Genomic DNA, 20542 nt, shown 5'->3' on the forward strand with positions numbered 1-20542 from the left:
ATGTCTTTTAGCTGTTTTTTACCGGTGTAATTTCTTCGGGGTGTTGAGGTGGCAGTTCTTTTACTTCTTTTTCTATTACTACCGTTTTTAAATGTACCGCATACTTTGAAGGGCTAATTCCCTTATCAAATTTTTCGGCATAAGCCTGAGTAAATTCTGCACCAAAATATAAAATTATGGAGGTGTAATATATCCATACTAAAATTACGATGATAGAGCTTGCAGCACCAAATGTAGAGCCAGGATTACCTTTTTCAATGTAAATTCCAATAAGATATTTGCCTAAGCTAAACAGTAATGCGGTAAAAAGTGCACCTACAATGGCCGACTTCCATTTCAGTTTTACATCTGGCAAAACTTTAAAGATCACCACAAATATGGTTGTGATTACAGCATAAGTTAAGATGTTGGTAATAATGAGCATAAGAAGTTCGGAAACCGAACCAATGCCTAATCGTCTTGCATAAATATCGAGCTTACCACCAATAGCAACCACCACACTGTTAAGAATCAATGATACGAGTAGCAAAAAACCCAACGATGCAATGAGCGAAAAGGATAACAGCCTGTTAACGATAAATTTTAACCAGCCTTTTTTAGGTATGGCCTTAACTTTCCAGATCAGGTTGATGCTATCTTGTATTTCTACAAAAATAGCCGATGAACCTATCAGTAAGGTAACGATACCAATGATTAAACCTAAAGTACTTCGTCCGCTAAGGTTGGCGTTGTTTACAAATGTTCTTAATTGACCTGTAGCTTGCATGCCTATAAGTTCACTGATTCCTTCAAATATTTTTGTGCCGGGGTCTAGATTATCACCCAAAAATAAAGTAACAGAAGAAAGAATAATGATGATGAGGGGGGTTAGAGAAAAGATGGTATAATAGGCCAATGAAGCGCTTAATTTCATCACTCTATCATCAATAAAGCCTTGGCCTGCAGCAGCAAAAAGCTGGTACAGATTATGAAAAAATAACTTTATCTTTCTAAATAGTCTCTTCATGGTATTAAAATGGGTAACCTATTCCGATGTTTAAAATTAAATTGTCTTTACGCCAGTTCTTACTGCCAAAATCAATCTGATTCAAAACCCAGCGATTTCCGGCAGGTAAATAAGGTTTTCTTAATGGGAATGCTCCATCAAGTCTTATCACAAATATTTTGGCATCCACCCGTAAGCCCAAACCTGTACCAACAGCCATTTCGCTTAAAGCATTTTTAAGTTTAAATCCTGATCCAGGTCTCTCATCAGCCTTGCGTAGCCAGATATTGCCGGCATCAACAAAAGCTGCGCCCTCAAATATGCTCACTAATTTAAATCTTAATTCTGAATTAAAAAGCGCTTTCACATCTCCAGACTGGTCTGCATAGGTAACATCATCAGGTATCTGATAGGTACCCGGCCCTAAAGATCTTGCCCTGAAAGCACGGACATCACTACTTCCACCGGCAAAAAACTGTCTGATAAAAGGCATTGAGGTACTGTTGCCATAAGCATAGCCATAGCCTAAATTTAAGCGGTTAACCCAGGTTACCTTGCGGTTAATTTTATAATAATCGCGCAGATCGGTTTCTATTCTTACAAACTGTGTTAAAGGTTGGCCAAATAGGGTTCTTTCGCCTTCTGAATTTTTTACGTTGAATAAACCCAATAGATTTCCAGATGTTTCTATACCTCCAAAGAAGTAAATGTTATTTTGGCGATTGGTTAAAGCTTGATTGGTATAGGTAAAGTTATAGGTGCTGCCTAATATAAACTGTTTCTGCAAGGATTGTTTAAGTCCGGGGTTCTCTTGTTCTAGTTTTTCTATTTTAGCACTATCTCCTTTGTTAGGTTTAACCAGATTAATTACAAAAGGATTTAGATTGTGTTCTTTAAACTGGTTTTCTTTCCAATTGTAACCATATTCTGCCTTAAATGAATTAAGTGTATAAAGACTATCTCTCTTTAGTAATTGGTAAGTTAACGATATGAGGGTTTTAGGAATAAAGGCCGTTGTGCTTTCGAACTTAAAAAAAGGTATAATAAATCTTGGAAAAGTTAGCTTTCCATTTCCAGTAAGAGAATAAGAATTTATACCACTGGTATGTCCGCTGTATTGAGTTTCGAAACCGCCACTTACACTTACATCTAATTGCTCGGCACCCCTAAATAAATTGCGGGTTGTTTGGGTTAATTTAATTTCAGATCCTATAAAATTGTTCGACTTGTTTGTACCCGTAACAGAAAAAGTAAGCGAATTCTTTTTCAATGGGGTTAGATAAATATTTAAATCCAAAATATCATCTTTAAAACCGTTATGCGGTATAAACTCCATTCTTACATCTTGAAAAGTACCTAAGTTCACCATACGATTTAACGATTGATTATGGTCTTTACGGTTGTAAGTTTCACCTTTTGAAAAGAAAACTAAACGATCAAAAACTTTTGGTTTAAAGGTATTCCGGTTATCGTAGATGTTAAAATCTTTATAAGTAGCTGGTGTCAATTTTCTTAAAATACTATCTCGGCGAAGATTGTAGTTAGGGAAAATATTAATGTCATTGATCCGATACGGTTTTAATGCCTCGGCAGGACTGGTGTTCTTTATTCTTACGTTTACATTGGTCATATTCTTGCCAATGGTACTATCAACCTGCATGATAATAAAGTCGGGATTAAAGTAGAAATATCCTCGTTCTTTTAGTTCATTGTCGATTCTTAAACGTTCATTTTTGAAGGTTTCGAGATCGTAAAAGTTTCCTGTCTTTACTAGGCTTTTTGATGAGGTTTGCTGAATAGCCGTAGTAAGGTTACCAGTATCGGGTGGAAAAGTAACCCGGTTAATTTTGTATCTGATATCTGTATTAGCGGTATATATGGCTTTGCCTTTTTTGTTTTTTACTATGGTATCAGCCGTTACCGTTGCCTGCAAATACCCTTTGCTAATCAGGTAGCTTTTCAGCACATCTGTATTGTATTTGAGTTTTACATCACTTAATAATACAGGTGGTTCGCCCACCTTGGTTCTGAGCCAATGCCTAAAACCTTTGGGTTTTGTAGGTTCTCCGGCCAGATTGTAAATAAACAATTTAAACTTTAAACCCAATATAGATTTGTTAGGAGCGGGTCTGATCTTGCTCTCCAGGTCTTTTACCAGTTGTTTTTGATCATCTACTTTTTTGGCGCTATCAGGATTTACTTTTACAACAGCACCTGTATAAAGTACCTGCCCCGGTTTTAAATAACGGGTATTACTGCAACTTGTTAAAACCGAATAGGTAAATAGCAAAGCTGCTGCGGCAATTAAATTAATTTTTAGGTTTCTGTTCAGTCTCATTTCTTACCCGGTTTCTTCTTTTCTGAAAAATTTCGCGAAACTTATTATAATCCACTACCATTGTGAAGCCTAAACCTGTTTCAATAATCTGGCCCTCAATCACAGCTTCGGTCTGGTTGCGCCTGTAAGCTCTTAACCTATATCTTCCATCTCTTGATAGTGCATATTCAACATTTACATTGCCCGCAATATTCGCCGCGTTTTGGTTAGAAGTATTCGATCCTTCCAGTGCAAAAGAACTGCCTACAGTAACAGTAAGCCTATCGTCAAATAATTTTTTAGACAAGGCTACTTCTAAATCGGTTTTATGTTCTAAAGCGCCTGTAGAATAATCATCGGTAGAATTGAGGTCGAAGTTAATATCTACTCCCTGTATAAGATCTGAAGCCAGACTATTTAACTGTGCACCTAACAATTTACTAACACTTGAACGAGCCATGGAATTTACGCTTGTTCCGCCTGCAAGACTTTGAAAAGGATTATCGGCAATGAATCTATTTAAGGCCAGTAAAGCAAAAACCTGTTTGTTAAGCTCATTCTCATCGCGATTTATGATCTGCAACTTGGTATAAGCTAAAGTCCCCACATCAGAACTTCTTTCTTCTTCAGGTAGATCTATCTTGAAGGAAATCAGTGGTTTTAATAACTCTCCTTTTATATATAGATACACCTGAAAAGGCATTTTGGTTTTTGCCGTTACATTTGAAGGATCATTTAAAAGATCTATTGGTGCTGCACTAACTTCATATAAAGCCGTTAAATTAACATTGGCTTGTGTGGGCTCACCCGTCCAGATAATGGTACTTCCTTTAACCAGCTTAAAAGGTTTTTTGGATAGAGGAATAACCGATAGGCTATAAGATCCGTCTTCTACTTCGTATTTCCCCGTCATGCTTATTTTTCCACTCGGATCAATGGTGGCATTCAAATCGGCTGTACCCCGTGCAGTAAGTATATCATCATTTGCCGGATCAACAACTACGCTTAATTCTGCTTCGGGATCAATACTGATGTCTGCTACCAAATTCATTCCCTTGAAAGAAGATTTACTAATGCTATCAACCTTTAGGCTTTTTTCACCATTAAATGGAGGAGCATCTTCATCAATAAACTGCACAATGCCTTCCTGGTCAATTACCGAAGGATCTGAAACGGGAAGTGCATAAAAGAATTTGGTTCCCTTATTTATTTTCAGATTCATGTTTACATCAGGACTGTTCATGGTACCGCGTACTTTAATTGTACTTGTGAGATAAAGTGTACCATAGATCATATTGTTATCTTGTACGGTTGAATTGATCAGTCTGAAATTATTGGTTCTGGCATCGATACCGAATTTGATATTCTTGAAATCGGCAGTATAAATAGTTCCGTCAATAACAGCGGCCTGACCAAGAGAATCGAGCAGGTTGAAGCGATTAAAATGTATGCCTTCGGTGTCAAATTTTATTTCCTGATTAGGGACTTTAAAGAATGAATTTACGTAAGCAACCCTGAAAGAGGCATCGTTAAATTTTAATGAACCTAAAATCTGTGGTGCAGTGGGTTCTCCTTTTATATTAAACGCACCGCTTAAAGTTCCTTGGCCTTGTTTGATTTGCCCCATACTCAGGCTCTCAATCTGTTGCAGATCTATTTTAGCAATATTTACTTTTAAATCTAAACTGCTTTTAGGTGCGGTATAATAAAAACCTGATGCATTGAGTTCGTGCACACCTTTTAAACCGGCATTTATTTCAAAAGCATTTTCTGTTTCGTTGTTAACTTTTAAACTCAGATTGCCTAATTCATCTTTTAAGTATCTTAGTTTGTTTACGCTAAGGTCGGCTTCAAATTTAGGACTGCCGGTAAGCTCTTTAACATTTACCAAACCGTTAATAGTTCCGCCAACCAAAGTGCTGTCTGTTTCGGCAAATTTTGTAAGCGTTTCTATTTTAAAGTTTTTAAACTCTACATTTATTGGCGCATTGAGCTGATCTGAAGTACTATTTATGCTTAATATTTCTTCATTTCTGCTGATATTGAAGGTATGAGCCAGGATGCCCGCTTTGCCAAATTGTATGTAATTATCTGGCGATACGGTCCATTTTTCATAATCTAATATCAATTTATCAGGAACGAGGTTAAATTTAAAACCGTTATTAACCGCTTGCAACAGACCTGACAATGCATACTTATCTTTTCGCTGCCTATCTCTCAAGAACAAATTTATACCTAAATCGTTATTGGCTACATCGCCTAATAATTCTGTATTAAACAATTGAATGGAAGGACTTTGGATATGATTAACATTGAGCTTGTAGTTTAACTTATCGTTTTCATTCCGCGTATTAAATTTAACGGTATCTATATTAAAACTACCATATACAATTTTAGGAAAGGAAGCATTTACCACCAGACTGTCTTTTTGGGTATCTAAAAATCCATTCAAATTAGCAGGTGCGAAAGCGGTAAGCTGTGGTACAAAATCTTTGATAAACTTAGGGTAATACAAGTTAATGTTAAATCTTACCGACTGCGGGTCTATTTTAGTAGTTTCGCCAAATTGGTAATACTTGTTGATTTGGTTAATAAAAGCGTTGCCCAATTTGCTTAGCTCATATTTACCTTCCACTTGCGCGGCAAGTATTTCAGATTTAACGGTAAGTTTATTGGCTGTACTTGTGCTGGTTGCGCTGATTTGTATGGTATCTAAAGCATAGTGGTGATCATCTTTTACCAATTGCAGTTTGGTGGCAAAAATATCTCCGTTCAGAAAATCCACATCAGCTGTTTTAATGTCGGCATTGATACTTCCGGCTATCCTTAAAGGTGTTTTGCTGAAATTCAGTTTTTGCAGGTCAATTTGCTTAAGGTTAATTACCCCTTTAACAGAAGGATATTTCGACGCCAATCCTGCATTTAAATTCAGGTTAAAATTGGCATTGCTATCGGCCATGGCGCCTTTAACACTAACATTTTGTTTTTTATAACTGCCTGAAAGGATAAGATTTTTGTAAGTGTACTTGTTGTAAGAAGCAGCTAATACCTGTGCTTTAAAAGTTGCATCTATTTTTTTTGGATCAAAGTACTGGCCTCTTATCTGTGCTTTTGTAGTGATACGACCTATGGTTTGCGATTGTTTAATGAGCCTGCCAACATTAAAATTTAACAGGTCAATATCGGCGGCATAAGTTTCATGACCTTTTCTTCCGCCAAGCTTAGCAATCAGTTTTGCATTGCCCATATCGGTGCGTATATCGAATCGGGTATTAAAATTAGATATGCTGCCATTGAATTTACCTTTAGCATTTATAACGCCCGGTAACTCGATGTTTTTGGGTAGTGATTTTTTAGGAATAACAGCCAGCAGGTCTCTTTTGGTGAGGTTAAATTTTCTGATGTCTAAATCGAGAAAAGTTTTGTTGATATTGGGTAGTCCCTTTGCATGACCGCTGATATCGATTTCTGTATTCTTTAATCCGCTGATCTGTAATTCAGGAATAGACAGATTGCCCAAATATCCATTTACTCTACCATTTACTTTGATCTTTTCATTAACATAGTTTTTAGGAATGGCATTGCTGAAATAAGCAGCATCCTTTAATCCAATGATGGTATTCTTTAATCTGAGGTTTACCTTCACTTTTTCGGGATGCTTAGAAAAATCATCAAGCGATGAATAATTTACCTCGGTTGTATTTTCAATGTTAGTATAAGGTGTTTTAAGGATCAAACCAGATAGTTTGATCTGTTTATCTGAGTAAATGGCATCGCCGCTAAGCCGGTCTAATTTAAATCCACTTTTGTCTGTTAAAGACCCATATTTCACATTTACTTTTGTAGCACTGGCATTGTATTGCAGGTCTGTTGCACCTAAGAATAGTTTGCTCACATCCAAATGGCTAAAATCTATTCCTGATGAAATTGGTTTAACCGCCAGATTATCAAACTTAAAAGCATTGTTCTTAAGGTCTATCTGTTTTATCATTACCAACAGAGAAGAAGGTTGTTTATTTACAGTATCTTTTAACTTACTGAGATTATTTGAAGGAGCCGGTTTAAAAGCAAAACCTACATTTGAATGATGAAGAAAGGCTTTATCGGCTATGTATTTGCTATGCGTTAAATCAACTTTTAAATTGGTAAAACCAAGTGTATCAATTAAGCTTTTTAAGCGAGTTGCGGCTAAGTCATCATTGTAATTGATGTTAATATGGTTTAGATCAAGCGCTTCAAATTCTATGGTAGGCAATTTTCCGGTTTGTTTTTGCGTACTGTCAACGCTGTTAACAATATGTTGTGCTAAATGTACCAACGGCTTTTGTTGCAAATAGTTTAAAGAAGTATTTTGTAACGCTAAGTTTTTGATTACATAATGTTGGTTGTCTAAATCAAAAGTCTTGATTTTTGTCTTGAGGCTTCCTAAGCCGAAACGGATATCATTACCTGCTACATCATCACGATAATGGATATTTATTTTATTGAAACTGATCTGGTCTATTGCAAATTTTAGTGTAGAGCTGCTGTCTTTTTTTACCTTTTCTTCGGGCTTTTGCTGTTCGCTCATAAAAGCATCAACCAAAAAAGAGAAGTTAAAAGTAGTATCGGGACTAACGCGTTTTACATTGGCGGTAACGGTACTTAGCTCAAGGTCTTTGATCTCTACCTTATTGGAAAAAATAAGCGCAAATAAATTGAGATTCACATTAAGTTTATCGGCATAAAGCAAGGTGTCTTTTTTAAGATCGGCTACATATAGTTTGTTTAGGGAAATATCATCTGGGAAAGCAATGCGCACTTTCTCTAAGCTGATTTCGGTCTTTGTTTTGTCTTTTAAATAGCTTACGATTTCATTTTTGATGATGTTCTGAACAAATGAAAAATTGATCAGTATAATAAGCAAGATTACCAAACCCAAAAGCCCGGCTATAATCCAAAGAAAAACTTTAAGACTTTTGCTGTAAAACTGCTTCAAAACGGAAGAATTAGAATTTATAAAACTGAAATCGACTTATCTAAATATTATAAACTTAAACAATAAAAGCCGATAAAAGGTTTAGAGAGGGGAATAAAAATTGATTTTTTTCTTAAAAAACTGGAATAATGATTATGTTTAACAATTATGGAAAAATTGGAGTTCACAATTAACTACGAAACCTATCATAATTTAGCAGAATTAAGTGATGAAGACAGATTGCTTTGCGAAAAAGCTGAAGCTGCTTTAAGTACATCTTATTCTCCTTATTCTAAATTTAAGGTAGGCAATGCAGTTTTATTGAACAATGGAGAGATTGTTTTAGGAAGCAATCAGGAAAATGTAGCCTATCCTTCGGGTTTATGTGCAGAGCGGGTGGCTTTGTTTGGCATAGGTGCCAAATATCCTGATGCAGTAATTAGCAAAATGGCTATTACAGCATATACAGATCAGTTTAAGATAGAACAACCCGTAACTTCATGCGGTGCCTGTTTGCAGGTTATGGCAGAGTTTGAACAGAAGCAAAATACCCCGATAACGGTATTGTTTTACTGTATAGGTGGAAAAATTTTAAAAGTTAAGGGTATTAAAAGCCTGTTGCCTTTCTTATTTGTAGAGAATAGGTTAAGTGTGGGCGCTTAAGAAACAATAACAGTATTTAGATAAGACAAGATTTCCTGAGTTTGCTGGGGCTCAAACCATTTGATCTCTGCGTCACGTTTAAACCAGGTAATTTGTCTTTTAGCAAAACGCCTGGTGTTTTGTTTGATTTTTTCTATAGCAGTTTTAAAATCAGTTTTACCATCTAAATATTCAAAAACTTCGCTATAGCCAACAGTATTGAGGGCGTTGTAATTTCTGTACTTTTCTAAGCTTTTAACTTCCTCAATTAATCCTTCTTGTACCATTAAATCTACTCTTTGGTTAATGCGGTTATAAAGGGTTTCACGTTCGGTATTCAAACCGATTTTTATCATGTTAAAAGGTCGCTGTTTTTTTTGTGAGGTTAGCATTGAACTCAGCTTTTTACCGGTAGATAAAACCACTTCCAAGCCCCTGATCATACGTTGAGGATTGCTCTGGTCTACTTTCGCAAAATACTCGGGATCTAATAAGGCTAATTTGCTTCTGATGGCTTCTATACCCTCATTTTCAAAAAGAAGATTCAGTTGTTCTCTTATGTTGAGGTCTATTTCAGGAAGATCATCTAAACCATTGCATACCGCATTGATGTACAAACCAGAGCCACCCACCATGATAACAGTATCATGCGTTTTAAAAAGCTTTTCTATAATTTGTAGTGCTTCTACTTCAAAATCGCCTGTGCTGAACAAAGTGGTGACACTATGCGAATTGATAAAGTGATGTGGAGCAGCAGCTTGTTCTTCTGTTGAAGGTTTGGCCGTGCCAATGCTCATTTCTTTAAAAAACTGCCGTGAATCTGCAGATATGATTTCGGTATTAAATGCCTTAGCTAATTCTATGGCTAAGGCAGTTTTACCAATGGCTGTTGGCCCAACTACAACGATAAGATTTTTTTGTGGCATGGGCTTGTTGTAATATTTTAAAGTTGAATGAGGCAGTTTATTTAATAATCATCGCGATCTTCGCTATAATCATCATTGCCATATTCATCCTCATCGTTAGAAAATACATCGTCTTCATCACTTTCCTCTTCTTCATTTTCTTCCTGTGCATTGATACCCCGGCCACCCATTGCTTCAAGTTCATCGGTATCTTCAGGTACAAAATCCATCTCGTTCAGGAAATCAAAATCATCTGACGATGAACTGCTGGCAACACTTGCACCACCTACAGAACCGCTTTTATCCATGATTTTTGGTGCTTCGCCAACACTTTTTACGATGTAAGGGTATTCAATATTCGGATCGTTTTCCAAAATGATCTTGATCAGTTCAACATGGAAATCGTAAGGACGTTCAAAATTATAGATATAATAAAATTTTTGATGTGGGTCTTCTATAAAGCTACTGATCTTTGCTTTTTCCATTAACACCACACCATTATCTATTTTACGCTGATTAGGCATAAGCGCAATTTCTTCGCCTTTGATCCAGTTATCTGTACTTACATAAAACGAAGAAGATTTTTCGGCGTTATAGCCCGTTGATTTATGTATCGCTCTGTGTAAATCTTCGAAAGTCTGACCAGGTTTAATATCTATTTCTCTGTTAATGTCATCAAAATCTTCAAAAGATATTCTAAATCTGTAAATTGCCATTCTGGGTATTAAAATAAATTGCTAACGTAAAAATATAAATTATTAATGATTTTTGAGCGTTTAAATTATTCTGATAGGGGATTTAAACCCATTTCTTTGCCTTTTTCAAGCATAAAATCATAGGCTTCCTGATAATTATTACTTATTTCGCCTTCTAATATGGCCTCTCTTATTGCATTCTTAAGCAGTCCCACTTCCTTGCCTGCATTTAGGCCAAAAGTTTGCATAATATCATTACCCGTAACAGGTGGCTGCCAGTTGCGTAATTGATCACGTTCTTCAACATCTTTAAGCTTTTGTTTTACCAGCTCAAAGTTATTGCGGTATTTTTTGACTTTATACTCGTTTTTGGTCGTAACATCTGCCTGGCATAATAACATAAGGCTTTCTATTTCATTTCCAGCTTCAAAAAGAAGTCTGCGCACGGCAGAGTCGGTTACTTTATCCTGCGCTAAAACAATGGGGCGGAGGTGAAGTAATACCAGCTTTTGCACAAACTTCATCTTATCATTAAGTGGTAATTTAAGATGAGCGAAGATTTGAGGTACCATTCTTGCACCTTTATCTTCATGTCCGTGAAAAGTCCATCCATGGCCTTCTTCAAAACGCTTGGTAGCGGGTTTGGCAATATCGTGTAAGATGGCTGCCCAACGTAACCACAAATCATCAGAAGTTTGACTGATGTTATCTAAAACCTGTAAAGTATGGTAAAAATTGTCTTTATGCGCTTTTCCGTTTCTTGTATCAACACCATATAATTTTACCATTTGCGGAAAAATAAGATGTAGCAAACCGGTGTCAAATAAATAATTAAAACCGATAGAAGGTGTTTTGGCTAAAATAATCTTGTTCAGCTCATCGGTAATACGCTCTTTTGATACGATGTTGATGCGTTCTTTCTGCGTATGTATGGCAACCAAAGCTACCTGATCTATTTTAAAATCGAGTTGTGTTGCAAAACGTATGGCCCGCATCATGCGTAGGGGATCATCAGAAAAAGTAACTGCGGGATCAAGTGGTGTACGGATCAGTTTATTTTCCAGATCTTCTAGTCCATTAAAAGGATCTATGACCTCCCCGTAATTACCTGGGTTAAGTGAGATCGCTAAAGCGTTGATGGTAAAATCTCTGCGCAACTGATCATCAGCTAAAGTGCCGTTTTCTACAATAGGTTTGCGTGAATTGGCTCGGTATGATTCTTTTCTGGCACCCACAAACTCAATTTCCAGTTCGTTGTATTTAAGCATGGCAGTGCCAAAATTCTTAAACACAGAAACCGTAGACCTGAGTTTTCTACCAACTTTTTCGGCAAAATCTATCCCGTTTCCCAATACCACGATATCAATATCTTTAGAAGGTCTTTTTAAGAATAGATCTCTTACAAAACCTCCTATTACGTATATCTCGGTTCCTTCCTTAGCTGCGGTTTCGGCTAATATCTTAAAAACAGGGTCTTCTAAATTAATTTTATACAAGTTGATGGGTGTATTTGAGGGATTAATCCTGTATGTAAAAACGCTCCTGCAAAGTTAATAAAACACAGTAAAAATAAGCCTTAAAGAAAAAGTCTATTATTTTCTGATGAACTCAAACTGTCCGGATGGACTCAGTTTGATAATAGTTGAAGGTTTTTTGACCGTTCTGTTTTCCTGTTCCCAGTTAACCACATAATCTACTGCTTCCAGAATTTCATCACTGATCTCATCAAAAAAACGAGGTGTAGGCTGCCCGCTGATGTTTGCTGAAGTAGAAACGATAGGTTTTCTGAAACGTTGTAAAAGCTGTTGGCAAAACTCGTATTTCGGAATACGGATACCTATGCTGCCATCGGCATTGATTGCGCTTGGGGCAAGGTTTTTAGCATTTGAAAAAACTACGGTTAAAGGATTTTCTGCATATTCAATAAGATCGTAGGCAACCTCAGGTATATCGTTTACATATGAAGCCAGTTTGTTGTCATTATCTAACAAGACAATAAGGCTTTTATCTGCCGCTCTACCTTTGATTGCGTTTACCTTTGCAACAGCGGTTTCATTTGTGGCATCACAACCTAAGCCCCAAACTGTATCGGTAGGATAAAGAATTACACCACCGTTTTTGAGTACTTCCAACGCTTTATTAATTTCTTCTCTCATGACTACAACCATTTGGTTTTTTTACCGGTTATTGAATTTTTTATGGTATCGATAATATTTTCTAAACTGATATTTACGCCTGTCTGTTTTTGAAGTTGCCTGTTTTTATGGCGTGATCTGGCAATATCTGTATGCATCATCAAAAATTGTTTCAAACTTTTTAATATCCAGAAATCACCTTTTATGAAATGGCCAAGCAGGGTAAGGGTGAACAGTTGCACATACCATAAATTTCTTTTAGCTCCGTTTAGATGGATACTTTGTAAAATAAAACTGTTTCTGTTGTAAATGATTTTGACAAAGTTTGATTTGTTGAGTTTATTGGTAGATGAACTGATCTGGTGAAAACAAACAGCTTTATGTTCATAGTATAGAGACCAGCCCATTTTCCATGCCCTAAGACCTAAATCAAAATCCTCAAAATAAAAAGGAGAATAGATTTCATCAAAGCCATTTAACATGATAAGTTTTTTGCGGTCTATTAAAGCATTGGCACCCGATAGGTAACAGGTAAGCGTTTGATGATCGGTATCTTCTACATAATAAAAACGGTTGGCTTTAAATTTAAAACCTTTGAATTTTGGCATTCTGGCAGCATCTTCGATTTTCTTTCCGTCAAAATTCATAATGCAGCCCATTACACCAAAGGTATCGGGCAGATTAAAGTAGCTTAATTGTTTTTCAAAATAATCAGGGGTAAGTTCAACATCCGAGTTCAGTAAAAGAACCAGGTCTTTGGATGCACGTTGTATGCCCTGATTACAGGTATAAGAAAAACCAGCGTTGTAAAGGTTTTTGATCAGTTGTATTTCGGGATAATGTTGTTGTATAAAATCAACCGAATCATCGCATGAACAATCATCAATTACAATAAACTCGAAATTGAGCTGACTTTGGTGTAATGCATGGTAAACAGAAGGAATATATTTTTCCAATAAATGTTTACCATTATAATTAGGTAAAACCACCGAAATACTTTTAAAGTTCTCTGTCATTTACCTATGCTATCTTTTTATAATTTTTATATTCAAAGCACCTGATGCCTGTTAATTTCTCTATCCATGCCAGTACTTTACGTCTGAAAGGCATTTTATTTTTAAGACCTGTGGGGTCAAAATTAAATTTCCAGTTGCCATTTTGTACCCTTGAGTTAAAAACAGCGGGATGCGTATCTGTAAACCTGAACAATTCATCGGCATTGCCATAATCAAAATCAGTGGCTTCGGGATAGGTATTGTCTATCCACTGATCATTCTGAGTGTAGAATTTATTGAAATTTCTCACCTTCTGGTTAAGGCCTTTAGGTGGTTTTACCCAGCCGTAATGATAAATATAAGCATCAATATGTTTTACCTTGATCTTGCGGTCGTTGAATCTGAAACCCTGGGCATCACGATAAGAATGCATACCTTTTATATTACGGATTACTCTGATTTCCCTTCTATACCAGCGTCTTGACTGGGCAAAAAAATCATAAGAACCATAGAAATGTTTATAGTTAAATAATAAACCTTCTATACGCTGATCATTTAAGCATAACTCCATTTCTTTTTTGATGACAGGCAAATATTTCTCATGCACACATTCATCAGCCTGTATGTAAAAAGCCCAGTCAACATCAGTACTGATGGCATTAAAAGCCTTATCGGTTTCCTGCGCAAAAGTCCTACCGCCTTCTCTCAAGCCGTCATCCCAAACCGTTTGTATGATTTTAATCTTATCAGAACCAATTTGTTCAATCAGTTTAAGGGTATCATCATCAGAATTGCCATGAGCTACAATAAATTCATCGCAAATGGGAAGAATGGAAGTGATTGCTTCAACTACGGGATAATCATTCTTAACAGCATTGCGAATAAATGTAAAACCTGCAACTTTCATTAACGGTAAAGAGATTTAATTGTTTAAGGATAAATAAAGGGCTTAGTTTTAGTTGCTTAAAGTTTTAAGGTAGCAATTCATCAGATTATGTGCAACTAAATTGTTATTAAACTTTTGAACGTACTCATAACCTTTATGTTGCATTTGCTGTGCCAAAGCAGGATCTGATAAAACATGATTACTTGTTTTTGCCAATGTATCAGGATCATCTGGCTGTATGTATAGGCTGTCTGGTCCACCTGCTTCTTCAAGGCATGAGCCTGTAGCTGCAATTACCGGAACTTTGCTGTATAAAGCTTCTATAATAGGAATACCAAATCCTTCATATCTGGAAGGATAGATAAATAAGCTTGCATTCTGATAAATAGCCGGGAAATCAGAAAATGGCACGTTTTTAAGAAAAATTACCCGGTTTTCCAGGTTTTTACTTTTTATTTTTTCTTTTATCAACGCTGCATAGCTGGTTTCCTTACCTATAACAACCAGTTTATAGTTCTCGTTAATATGAGGTAAAGCATCTATGATCAGTCCTAAATTTTTTCTGGCTTCAATGGTGCCTATACTTAATATATAATGCTCAGGCAGTTGGTATTTTTCGCGAGCCGATTTTTTGGCTTCTTCTGTAAGAGGCTTTTTAAAAATATCATCGCAACTTTGGTAAACTACATCAATTTTTGATGGAGATATATTGTAAAGTTCAATAATATCTTTTTTAGTGCATTCACTTATGGCGATAATCCTGTCTGCATTTACACAGGCATAACGACTCTTAAATGTATAGATTTTTCGGTCAATCAATTTATAGAGCTGCGGCATGCGTAAAAAGATAAGGTCATGTATGGTTACAACGCTTTTAACCTGAGTATGCTGTATGCCAAAAGGAATCTCATGACTCAAACCATGAAACAAATTGATCTGATCTTTAATGAGCTGCTTTTTTACAGAAAAACTTCTCCATATTACCTGAGCTAAGCCTTTAACTTTAGCCAGCTTTAAATGTACATTGTCCAGTTTAAATAGGGGCAATTGCAAGAGATTTTCTTTGATTTTAGTCGTATAGATATAAAAATTATGTGAAGGATAAATCACAGCTAACTGCTCAATAAGTGAACGGCTGTAATTGCCCAAACCGGTAAGGTTATTGGCAGCTCTTTTGCCATCGTAGCCAATCTTCAAAGCAGAAAGCCCAAAGCCTTTCGGCAGCTTTGAGCTCTCCTGTAATGCAGTATGTAAATCGTTTTGTTGCTCCAATTTCAGAATTACTTAAACAGCTACATTATTTTCTCTTAATGCGTCATTTAAGGATGTTTTCTTATCGGTAGATTCTTTACGTTTTCCAATAATTAAAGCACAAGGCACCTGATACTCGCCTGAAGGGAATTTCTTGGTATAAGAACCAGGAATAACTACCGAACGCGAAGGTACTACACCCTTGTATTCAACAGGGGTTTCGCCAGTTACGTCAATAATTTTTGTAGATGCGGTAAGTACAACATTGGCACCTAAAACGGCTTCTTTTTCTACTCTTACACCTTCTACTACTATCGCTCTTGAGCCAATAAAGCAATCATCTTCTATAATTACCGGAGCTGCCTGTACGGGTTCTAAAACACCACCAATACCTACTCCGCCGCTTAAATGTACACGTTTACCAATTTGGGCACATGAACCTACGGTAGCCCATGTATCAACCATCGTACCTTCATCTACATAAGCGCCAATATTTACATAAGAAGGCATCATAATTACTCCGGGAGCCAAATAAGCACCATAACGAGCTATGGCATGTGGCACTACTCTTACGCCGGCATCTTTGTAATTGGTTTTCAGATCCATTTTATCATGGAAAACAAAAGGGCCAACTTTTGTTTCTTTCATCTGCTTTATAGGGAAATATAAGATTACGGCTTTTTTGATCCATTCGTTAATGCCCCAGCTGTTCAATACTGGCTCAGCAACACGTAACTCACCTTTATCAAGCCTTTGTATTACTTCTTCAATTGCTTCGCAATAATTATTGTAAATAAGCAAACCTCTATCTTCCCAGGCCTCTTCTATAAGTTTTTTTAAATCTGCAACCATGATAAAATTTAAATTTTTACAAAATAAATCAAAATATTGTAATAGGTCATGCTTTAGTTGCTTATTTTTGAATTATTTATGGATGAGAAGGAAAAATTACGTGTAGATAAATATTTGTGGGCCATTAGAATGTTTAAAACACGGAGCATGGCAACAGAAGCCTGTAAGGCCGGAAGAGTAAAGTTAAATGGCCAAAATGTAAAGCCATCGGCTATTGTAAAGATTGGTGATGTTTACCATCTATCTAAAGGGCCTGAGCGTAAGATTATAGAAGTTTTAGAGCTTTCTTATAACCGTACAGATGCCAAAATAGCGGTTACCAAATACAAAGACCTTACGCCAATTGAAGAAACCAGAGCGTATAAGTCTGTTTTTCATGCACCTACTTTACGCAGAGATCGTGGAGCTGGCCGCCCAACCAAGAAAGAACGCAGAGAAACCGATGAGCTTTTAGACAATTGGTTTGGTGCGGATGACGAATAATAAAAAATCTTTAAAAAATATTGGGCTATTAAAATTCTTTGAAAATACCTGTAATTATAATGGGTGGCACAAATAGACCAAATACCAATTTGTTCTGCTAAAAAGCGCTTTTAAAGCATTTGAAAGTATAATTTAATTTGTTTATCATTGCTCTCAACCAAATATAAATCTAACAAAACTGTTTAAATCATTTGCTCGCATGCATTTTAATTTAAACAGTTTTTTGTTTTTAAATCTTTATAAATTATGCAATCAGGCTTTAGCTTTGAAGTGAGCGAAAACCAACAGATCATTAGAAAAATGGTAAGTGATTTTGCCGAGAAAAAAATCAGGAAAAATGTAATGGAGTGGGATGAACAGCAATATTTTCCGGTTGAGATTTTTAAACAGCTGGGAGAATTGGGTCTAATGGGAGTACTTGTTCCAGAAAATTACGGCGGATCTGGGTTTGGATATCAGGAGTATGTGGATGTAATTGTAGAAATATCCAGAGTTTGTGGTTCTATAGGCCTTTCTGTAGCAGCGCATAATTCTTTGTGTACAGGTCATATCTTGGCTTTTGGTAATGAAGCGCAAAAACAAAAATGGTTGCCCAAATTGGCTACCGCTCAATGGATTGGGGCTTGGGGCTTAACCGAAGCCAATACAGGTTCTGATGCTTTACGCATGAAAACTACGGCTGTATTGGATGGCGATCATTATGTAATTAATGGAGCCAAGAACTGGATTACACACGGTAAAACGGGCGATGTTGCTGTGGTAATGGTGCGTACAGGCGAGGCAGGAAGCTCAAAAGGTATTTCGGCAATTGTTGTTGAACGTGGAACTCCCGGTTTTTCGGCAGGTAAAAAAGAAAATAAACTGGGTATGCGGGCATCAGAAACCACAGAGATGATTTTTGATAATTGCAGGGTACCCAAAGAAAACTTATTGGGTGTAGAGGGCGAAGGCTTTAAACAAGCAATGAAAGTATTAGACGGTGGTCGTATTTCTATCGCTGCACTGGCTTTGGGTATTGCTAAAGGTGCGTATGATGCGGCTTTGGCTTATGCGCAGGAACGCCAACAGTTTGGTGTGCCGATTTCTTCTTTTCAAGGAATCAGTTTTAAACTGGCAGATATGGCAACAGAGATTGAAGCAGCTGAATTGCTGATCAGACAGGCTGCTTATTTGAAAAACAACGGCATGCCGGTAACCAAGCAATCGGCTATGGCAAAATATTATGCTTCTGAAGTATCTGTAAAAGTAGCTACAGATGCAGTTCAGATTTTTGGTGGCTATGGCTATACCAAAGATTTTCCGGTAGAGAAATTTTATCGCGACAGCAAATTATGTACAATAGGAGAGGGAACTTCTGAAATACAGAAGATTGTAATTGCCCGCGAAATTTTAAAGTAAAACTATTAACTAACCTATACTAAATCTGGCATCTCTGAACGGGGATGCCTTTTTTATATACGGTAAAAAAGAGAGTGTTCAAAATTAACCATCTTCGTCATCCTGAACTTGTTTCAGGATCTTGAGAAAAGTTGAATTTGAACACCCTCTAATGGAAAAATTATCCCAGTTTTTTATATCTGATACGCTTAGGCGCAACATCACCCAAACGTTTTTTACGGTTTTCTTCGTAATCAGAGTAGTTGCCTTCAAAGAAATACACTTGCGAATCGCCTTCGAAAGCTAAAATGTGCGTACAGATACGGTCTAAGAACCACCTGTCGTGGGAAATAACTACGGCACAACCACCAAAGTTTTCCAAAGCTTCCTCTAAAGCACGTAAAGTATTTACGTCGATATCGTTGGTAGGCTCATCCAGTAATAAAACATTGGCACCTTCTTTTAAGGTAATGGCCAAATGAACACGGTTACGCTCTCCACCTGATAATACACCTACTTTCTTTTGCTGATCGGCACCGTTGAAATTGAACTTAGAAACGTAAGCTCTTGAGTTTACCTGTTTGTTACCCAATAACATGTTGTCCAAACCATCGGTAATGTTTTCATAAACCGTTTTATCAGGGTTAAGATCATTATGCATTTGATCTACATAACCCAATTTTACGGTTTCACCCACTTTAAAATCGCCACTGTCTGGTTGTTCCTGACCGGTAATTAAACGGAATAAAGTGGTTTTACCTGCACCGTTTGGACCAATAATCCCTACAATGCCCGCTGGTGGTAGGGAGAAGCTTAGATCTTCAAATAACAGTTTACCATCGTAAGCTTTGGAGATGTTATTGGCCTCGATCACCACATTACCCAAACGAGGGCCTGCAGGAATAAATAGCTCTAATTTTTCTTCGCGTTCTCTTCCATCCTCACTCGCCAATTTGTCGTAGTTAGATAAACGGGCTTTAGATTTGGCATGACGTGCTTTTGGTGCCATACGAACCCATTCTAACTCACGCTCTAATGCTTTTTGGCGTTTACTTTCCGTTTTCTCTTCTTGTGCTAAACGTTTCGCTTTTTGATCTAACCATGAAGAGTAATTACCTTTCCATGGAATACCTTCGCCACGATCCAGTTCTAAAATCCAGCCTGCAACGTTGTCTAAGAAATACCTGTCGTGGGTTACCGCAATTACAGTTCCCTCGTAGTTTTGCAAGAACTGCTCTAACCAGTCGATACTTTCGGCATCTAAGTGGTTGGTAGGCTCATCTAATAACAATACATCTGGCGATTGTAGCAATAGACGGCACATCGCCACGCGACGGCGCTCACCTCCTGATAATACACTGATTTTGGTATCTGGATCTGGACAACGCAAAGCGTCCATTGCACGCTCTAATTTATTGTCCAATTCCCAGGCGTTAGAAGCATCAATTTTATCCTGAAGCTCGCCCTGTCGCTGCATCAACTTATCCATTTTATCGGCATCAGAGTAGTTTTCTTCTAATCCAAATGCTTCATTAATTTCTTCGTATTCTTTAAGAATAGCAGTAATCTCAGCAACCCCTTCTTCTACCACTTCACGTACGGTTTTATGTGGGTCTAATTCTGGTTCCTGTGCTAAGTAACCTACTGAGTAACCTGGAGAAAATACCACTTCTCCCTGAATAGATTTATCTAAACCAGCAATGATTTTTAATAAGGATGATTTACCCGAACCGTTTAAACCTACAACACCAATTTTGGCACCGTAGAAAAACGACAGATATATATTTTTTAAGACTTGTTTTTGTGGCGGGTAAATTTTACTTACACCGGCCATTGAAAAAATGATCTTCTCGTCTGACATAGCAATTTTAATTAAGCATACAAAGATGCAGTTAAAACTTGAGAGCTAAAAATATAAATGCAGCCTCTTTTATGCCATTTTAGTGTAGTGATTAGAAACCTCCTTCTTCTGCCAACTTAGCGGTTTTCTTTGCTCTTGCTGGCAATTTGGCTGATTTTTACTGTTACATAAACCTTACAATTTACCGACAAAGCCTTTTGC

At 36.9% G+C, this 20542-nt stretch carries 15 protein-coding genes; 3 read left to right on the top strand and 12 right to left on the bottom strand.

The window, feature by feature from the left end; all coding sequences use genetic code 11:
- Positions 1–7: 7 nt before the first annotated feature.
- The 3 genes from MMF97_RS06680 to MMF97_RS06690 are packed head-to-tail and all read right to left on the bottom strand — an operon-like array spanning position 8 to position 8280.
- A complete protein-coding gene (locus tag MMF97_RS06680) occupies positions 8–1006 on the bottom strand; it encodes a YihY/virulence factor BrkB family protein (RefSeq protein WP_243360793.1) in 999 nt (332 codons plus the stop codon).
- Between the two features lie 4 nt (positions 1007–1010).
- The gene (tamL, locus tag MMF97_RS06685) at positions 1011–3323 is read right to left on the bottom strand and encodes a translocation and assembly module lipoprotein TamL (protein ID WP_243360794.1); all 2313 of its coding nucleotides are present in this window, start codon (positions 3321–3323) and stop codon (positions 1011–1013) included.
- Positions 3295–8280, bottom strand: a complete 4986-nt coding sequence (locus MMF97_RS06690) for a translocation/assembly module TamB domain-containing protein (RefSeq protein WP_243360797.1) — start codon at positions 8278–8280, stop codon at positions 3295–3297. The genes tamL and MMF97_RS06690 overlap by 29 nt, the downstream gene beginning before the upstream one ends.
- Before the next feature lie 147 nt (positions 8281–8427).
- Between MMF97_RS06690 and MMF97_RS06695 the strand changes: the two genes are divergently transcribed.
- Positions 8428–8922, top strand: a complete 495-nt coding sequence (locus tag MMF97_RS06695; RefSeq protein WP_243360798.1) for a cytidine deaminase — start codon at positions 8428–8430, stop codon at positions 8920–8922.
- Here the strand turns inward: MMF97_RS06695 and miaA are convergent.
- From miaA to MMF97_RS06735, 8 genes are all read right to left on the bottom strand, one after another.
- Positions 8919–9827 carry a tRNA (adenosine(37)-N6)-dimethylallyltransferase MiaA gene (miaA, locus tag MMF97_RS06700; protein ID WP_243360800.1) on the bottom strand — a complete coding sequence of 303 codons (909 nt, stop codon included), beginning with the start codon at positions 9825–9827 and terminating at the stop codon, positions 8919–8921. The two genes, MMF97_RS06695 and miaA, sit on opposite strands and share 4 nt — an antisense overlap.
- Before the next feature lie 41 nt (positions 9828–9868).
- A complete protein-coding gene (locus tag MMF97_RS06705) occupies positions 9869–10522 on the bottom strand; it encodes a plasmid pRiA4b ORF-3 family protein (protein WP_243360801.1) in 654 nt (217 codons plus the stop codon).
- 65 nt (positions 10523–10587) lie between these two features.
- Entirely contained in the window at positions 10588–11988 is a 1401-nt protein-coding gene (locus MMF97_RS06710; protein WP_394801158.1) for a CCA tRNA nucleotidyltransferase, read from the bottom strand.
- Positions 11989–12093: 105 nt separating this feature from the next.
- Positions 12094–12657, bottom strand: coding sequence for an L-threonylcarbamoyladenylate synthase (locus tag MMF97_RS06715; RefSeq protein ID WP_243360804.1), 564 nt, complete (start codon positions 12655–12657; stop codon positions 12094–12096).
- A gap of 2 nt (positions 12658–12659) precedes the next feature.
- Positions 12660–13652, bottom strand: a complete 993-nt coding sequence (locus MMF97_RS06720) for a glycosyltransferase family 2 protein (RefSeq protein WP_243360806.1) — start codon at positions 13650–13652, stop codon at positions 12660–12662.
- Between the two features lie 4 nt (positions 13653–13656).
- Entirely contained in the window at positions 13657–14538 is an 882-nt protein-coding gene (locus MMF97_RS06725; protein WP_243360808.1) for a glycosyltransferase family protein, read from the bottom strand.
- Between the two features lie 48 nt (positions 14539–14586).
- Entirely contained in the window at positions 14587–15789 is a 1203-nt protein-coding gene (locus MMF97_RS06730; RefSeq protein WP_317228600.1) for a glycosyltransferase family 4 protein, read from the bottom strand.
- A gap of 12 nt (positions 15790–15801) precedes the next feature.
- Positions 15802–16620, bottom strand: coding sequence for a 2,3,4,5-tetrahydropyridine-2,6-dicarboxylate N-succinyltransferase (locus tag MMF97_RS06735; RefSeq protein ID WP_243360809.1), 819 nt, complete (start codon positions 16618–16620; stop codon positions 15802–15804).
- A gap of 78 nt (positions 16621–16698) precedes the next feature.
- On the opposite strand from MMF97_RS06735, the gene MMF97_RS06740 reads away from it, so the two are divergent.
- Both MMF97_RS06740 and MMF97_RS06745 read left to right on the top strand, forming a co-directional pair.
- Entirely contained in the window at positions 16699–17103 is a 405-nt protein-coding gene (locus MMF97_RS06740; protein WP_243360810.1) for an RNA-binding S4 domain-containing protein, read from the top strand.
- Positions 17104–17349: 246 nt separating this feature from the next.
- A complete protein-coding gene (locus tag MMF97_RS06745) occupies positions 17350–18501 on the top strand; it encodes an acyl-CoA dehydrogenase (RefSeq protein WP_243360812.1) in 1152 nt (383 codons plus the stop codon).
- Between the two features lie 160 nt (positions 18502–18661).
- On the opposite strand, the gene ettA is transcribed toward MMF97_RS06745, so the two are convergent.
- Positions 18662–20341, bottom strand: coding sequence for an energy-dependent translational throttle protein EttA (gene ettA, locus MMF97_RS06750; RefSeq protein ID WP_243360813.1), 1680 nt, complete (start codon positions 20339–20341; stop codon positions 18662–18664).
- Positions 20342–20542: the final 201 nt, after the last annotated feature.

This window comes from Pedobacter montanisoli (assembly GCF_022809115.1).
GTDB lineage: Bacteria > Bacteroidota > Bacteroidia > Sphingobacteriales > Sphingobacteriaceae > Pedobacter > Pedobacter montanisoli.

What these genes read in the sequence shown, in the direction of transcription:
- MMF97_RS06680 (WP_243360793.1), bottom strand. Translation starts at nt 1,006, where the DNA reads ATGAAGAGACTATTTAGAAAGATAAAGTTATTTTTTCATAATCTGTAC.
- tamL (WP_243360794.1), bottom strand. Translation starts at nt 3,323, where the DNA reads ATGAGACTGAACAGAAACCTAAAAATTAATTTAATTGCCGCAGCAGCT.
- MMF97_RS06695 (WP_243360798.1), top strand. Translation starts at nt 8,428, where the DNA reads ATGGAAAAATTGGAGTTCACAATTAACTACGAAACCTATCATAATTTA.
- miaA (WP_243360800.1), bottom strand. Translation starts at nt 9,827, where the DNA reads ATGCCACAAAAAAATCTTATCGTTGTAGTTGGGCCAACAGCCATTGGT.
- MMF97_RS06705 (WP_243360801.1), bottom strand. Translation starts at nt 10,522, where the DNA reads ATGGCAATTTACAGATTTAGAATATCTTTTGAAGATTTTGATGACATT.
- MMF97_RS06715 (WP_243360804.1), bottom strand. Translation starts at nt 12,657, where the DNA reads ATGAGAGAAGAAATTAATAAAGCGTTGGAAGTACTCAAAAACGGTGGT.
- MMF97_RS06720 (WP_243360806.1), bottom strand. Translation starts at nt 13,652, where the DNA reads ATGACAGAGAACTTTAAAAGTATTTCGGTGGTTTTACCTAATTATAAT.
- MMF97_RS06725 (WP_243360808.1), bottom strand. Translation starts at nt 14,538, where the DNA reads ATGAAAGTTGCAGGTTTTACATTTATTCGCAATGCTGTTAAGAATGAT.
- MMF97_RS06735 (WP_243360809.1), bottom strand. Translation starts at nt 16,620, where the DNA reads ATGGTTGCAGATTTAAAAAAACTTATAGAAGAGGCCTGGGAAGATAGA.
- MMF97_RS06740 (WP_243360810.1), top strand. Translation starts at nt 16,699, where the DNA reads ATGGATGAGAAGGAAAAATTACGTGTAGATAAATATTTGTGGGCCATT.
- MMF97_RS06745 (WP_243360812.1), top strand. Translation starts at nt 17,350, where the DNA reads ATGCAATCAGGCTTTAGCTTTGAAGTGAGCGAAAACCAACAGATCATT.
- ettA (WP_243360813.1), bottom strand. Translation starts at nt 20,341, where the DNA reads ATGTCAGACGAGAAGATCATTTTTTCAATGGCCGGTGTAAGTAAAATT.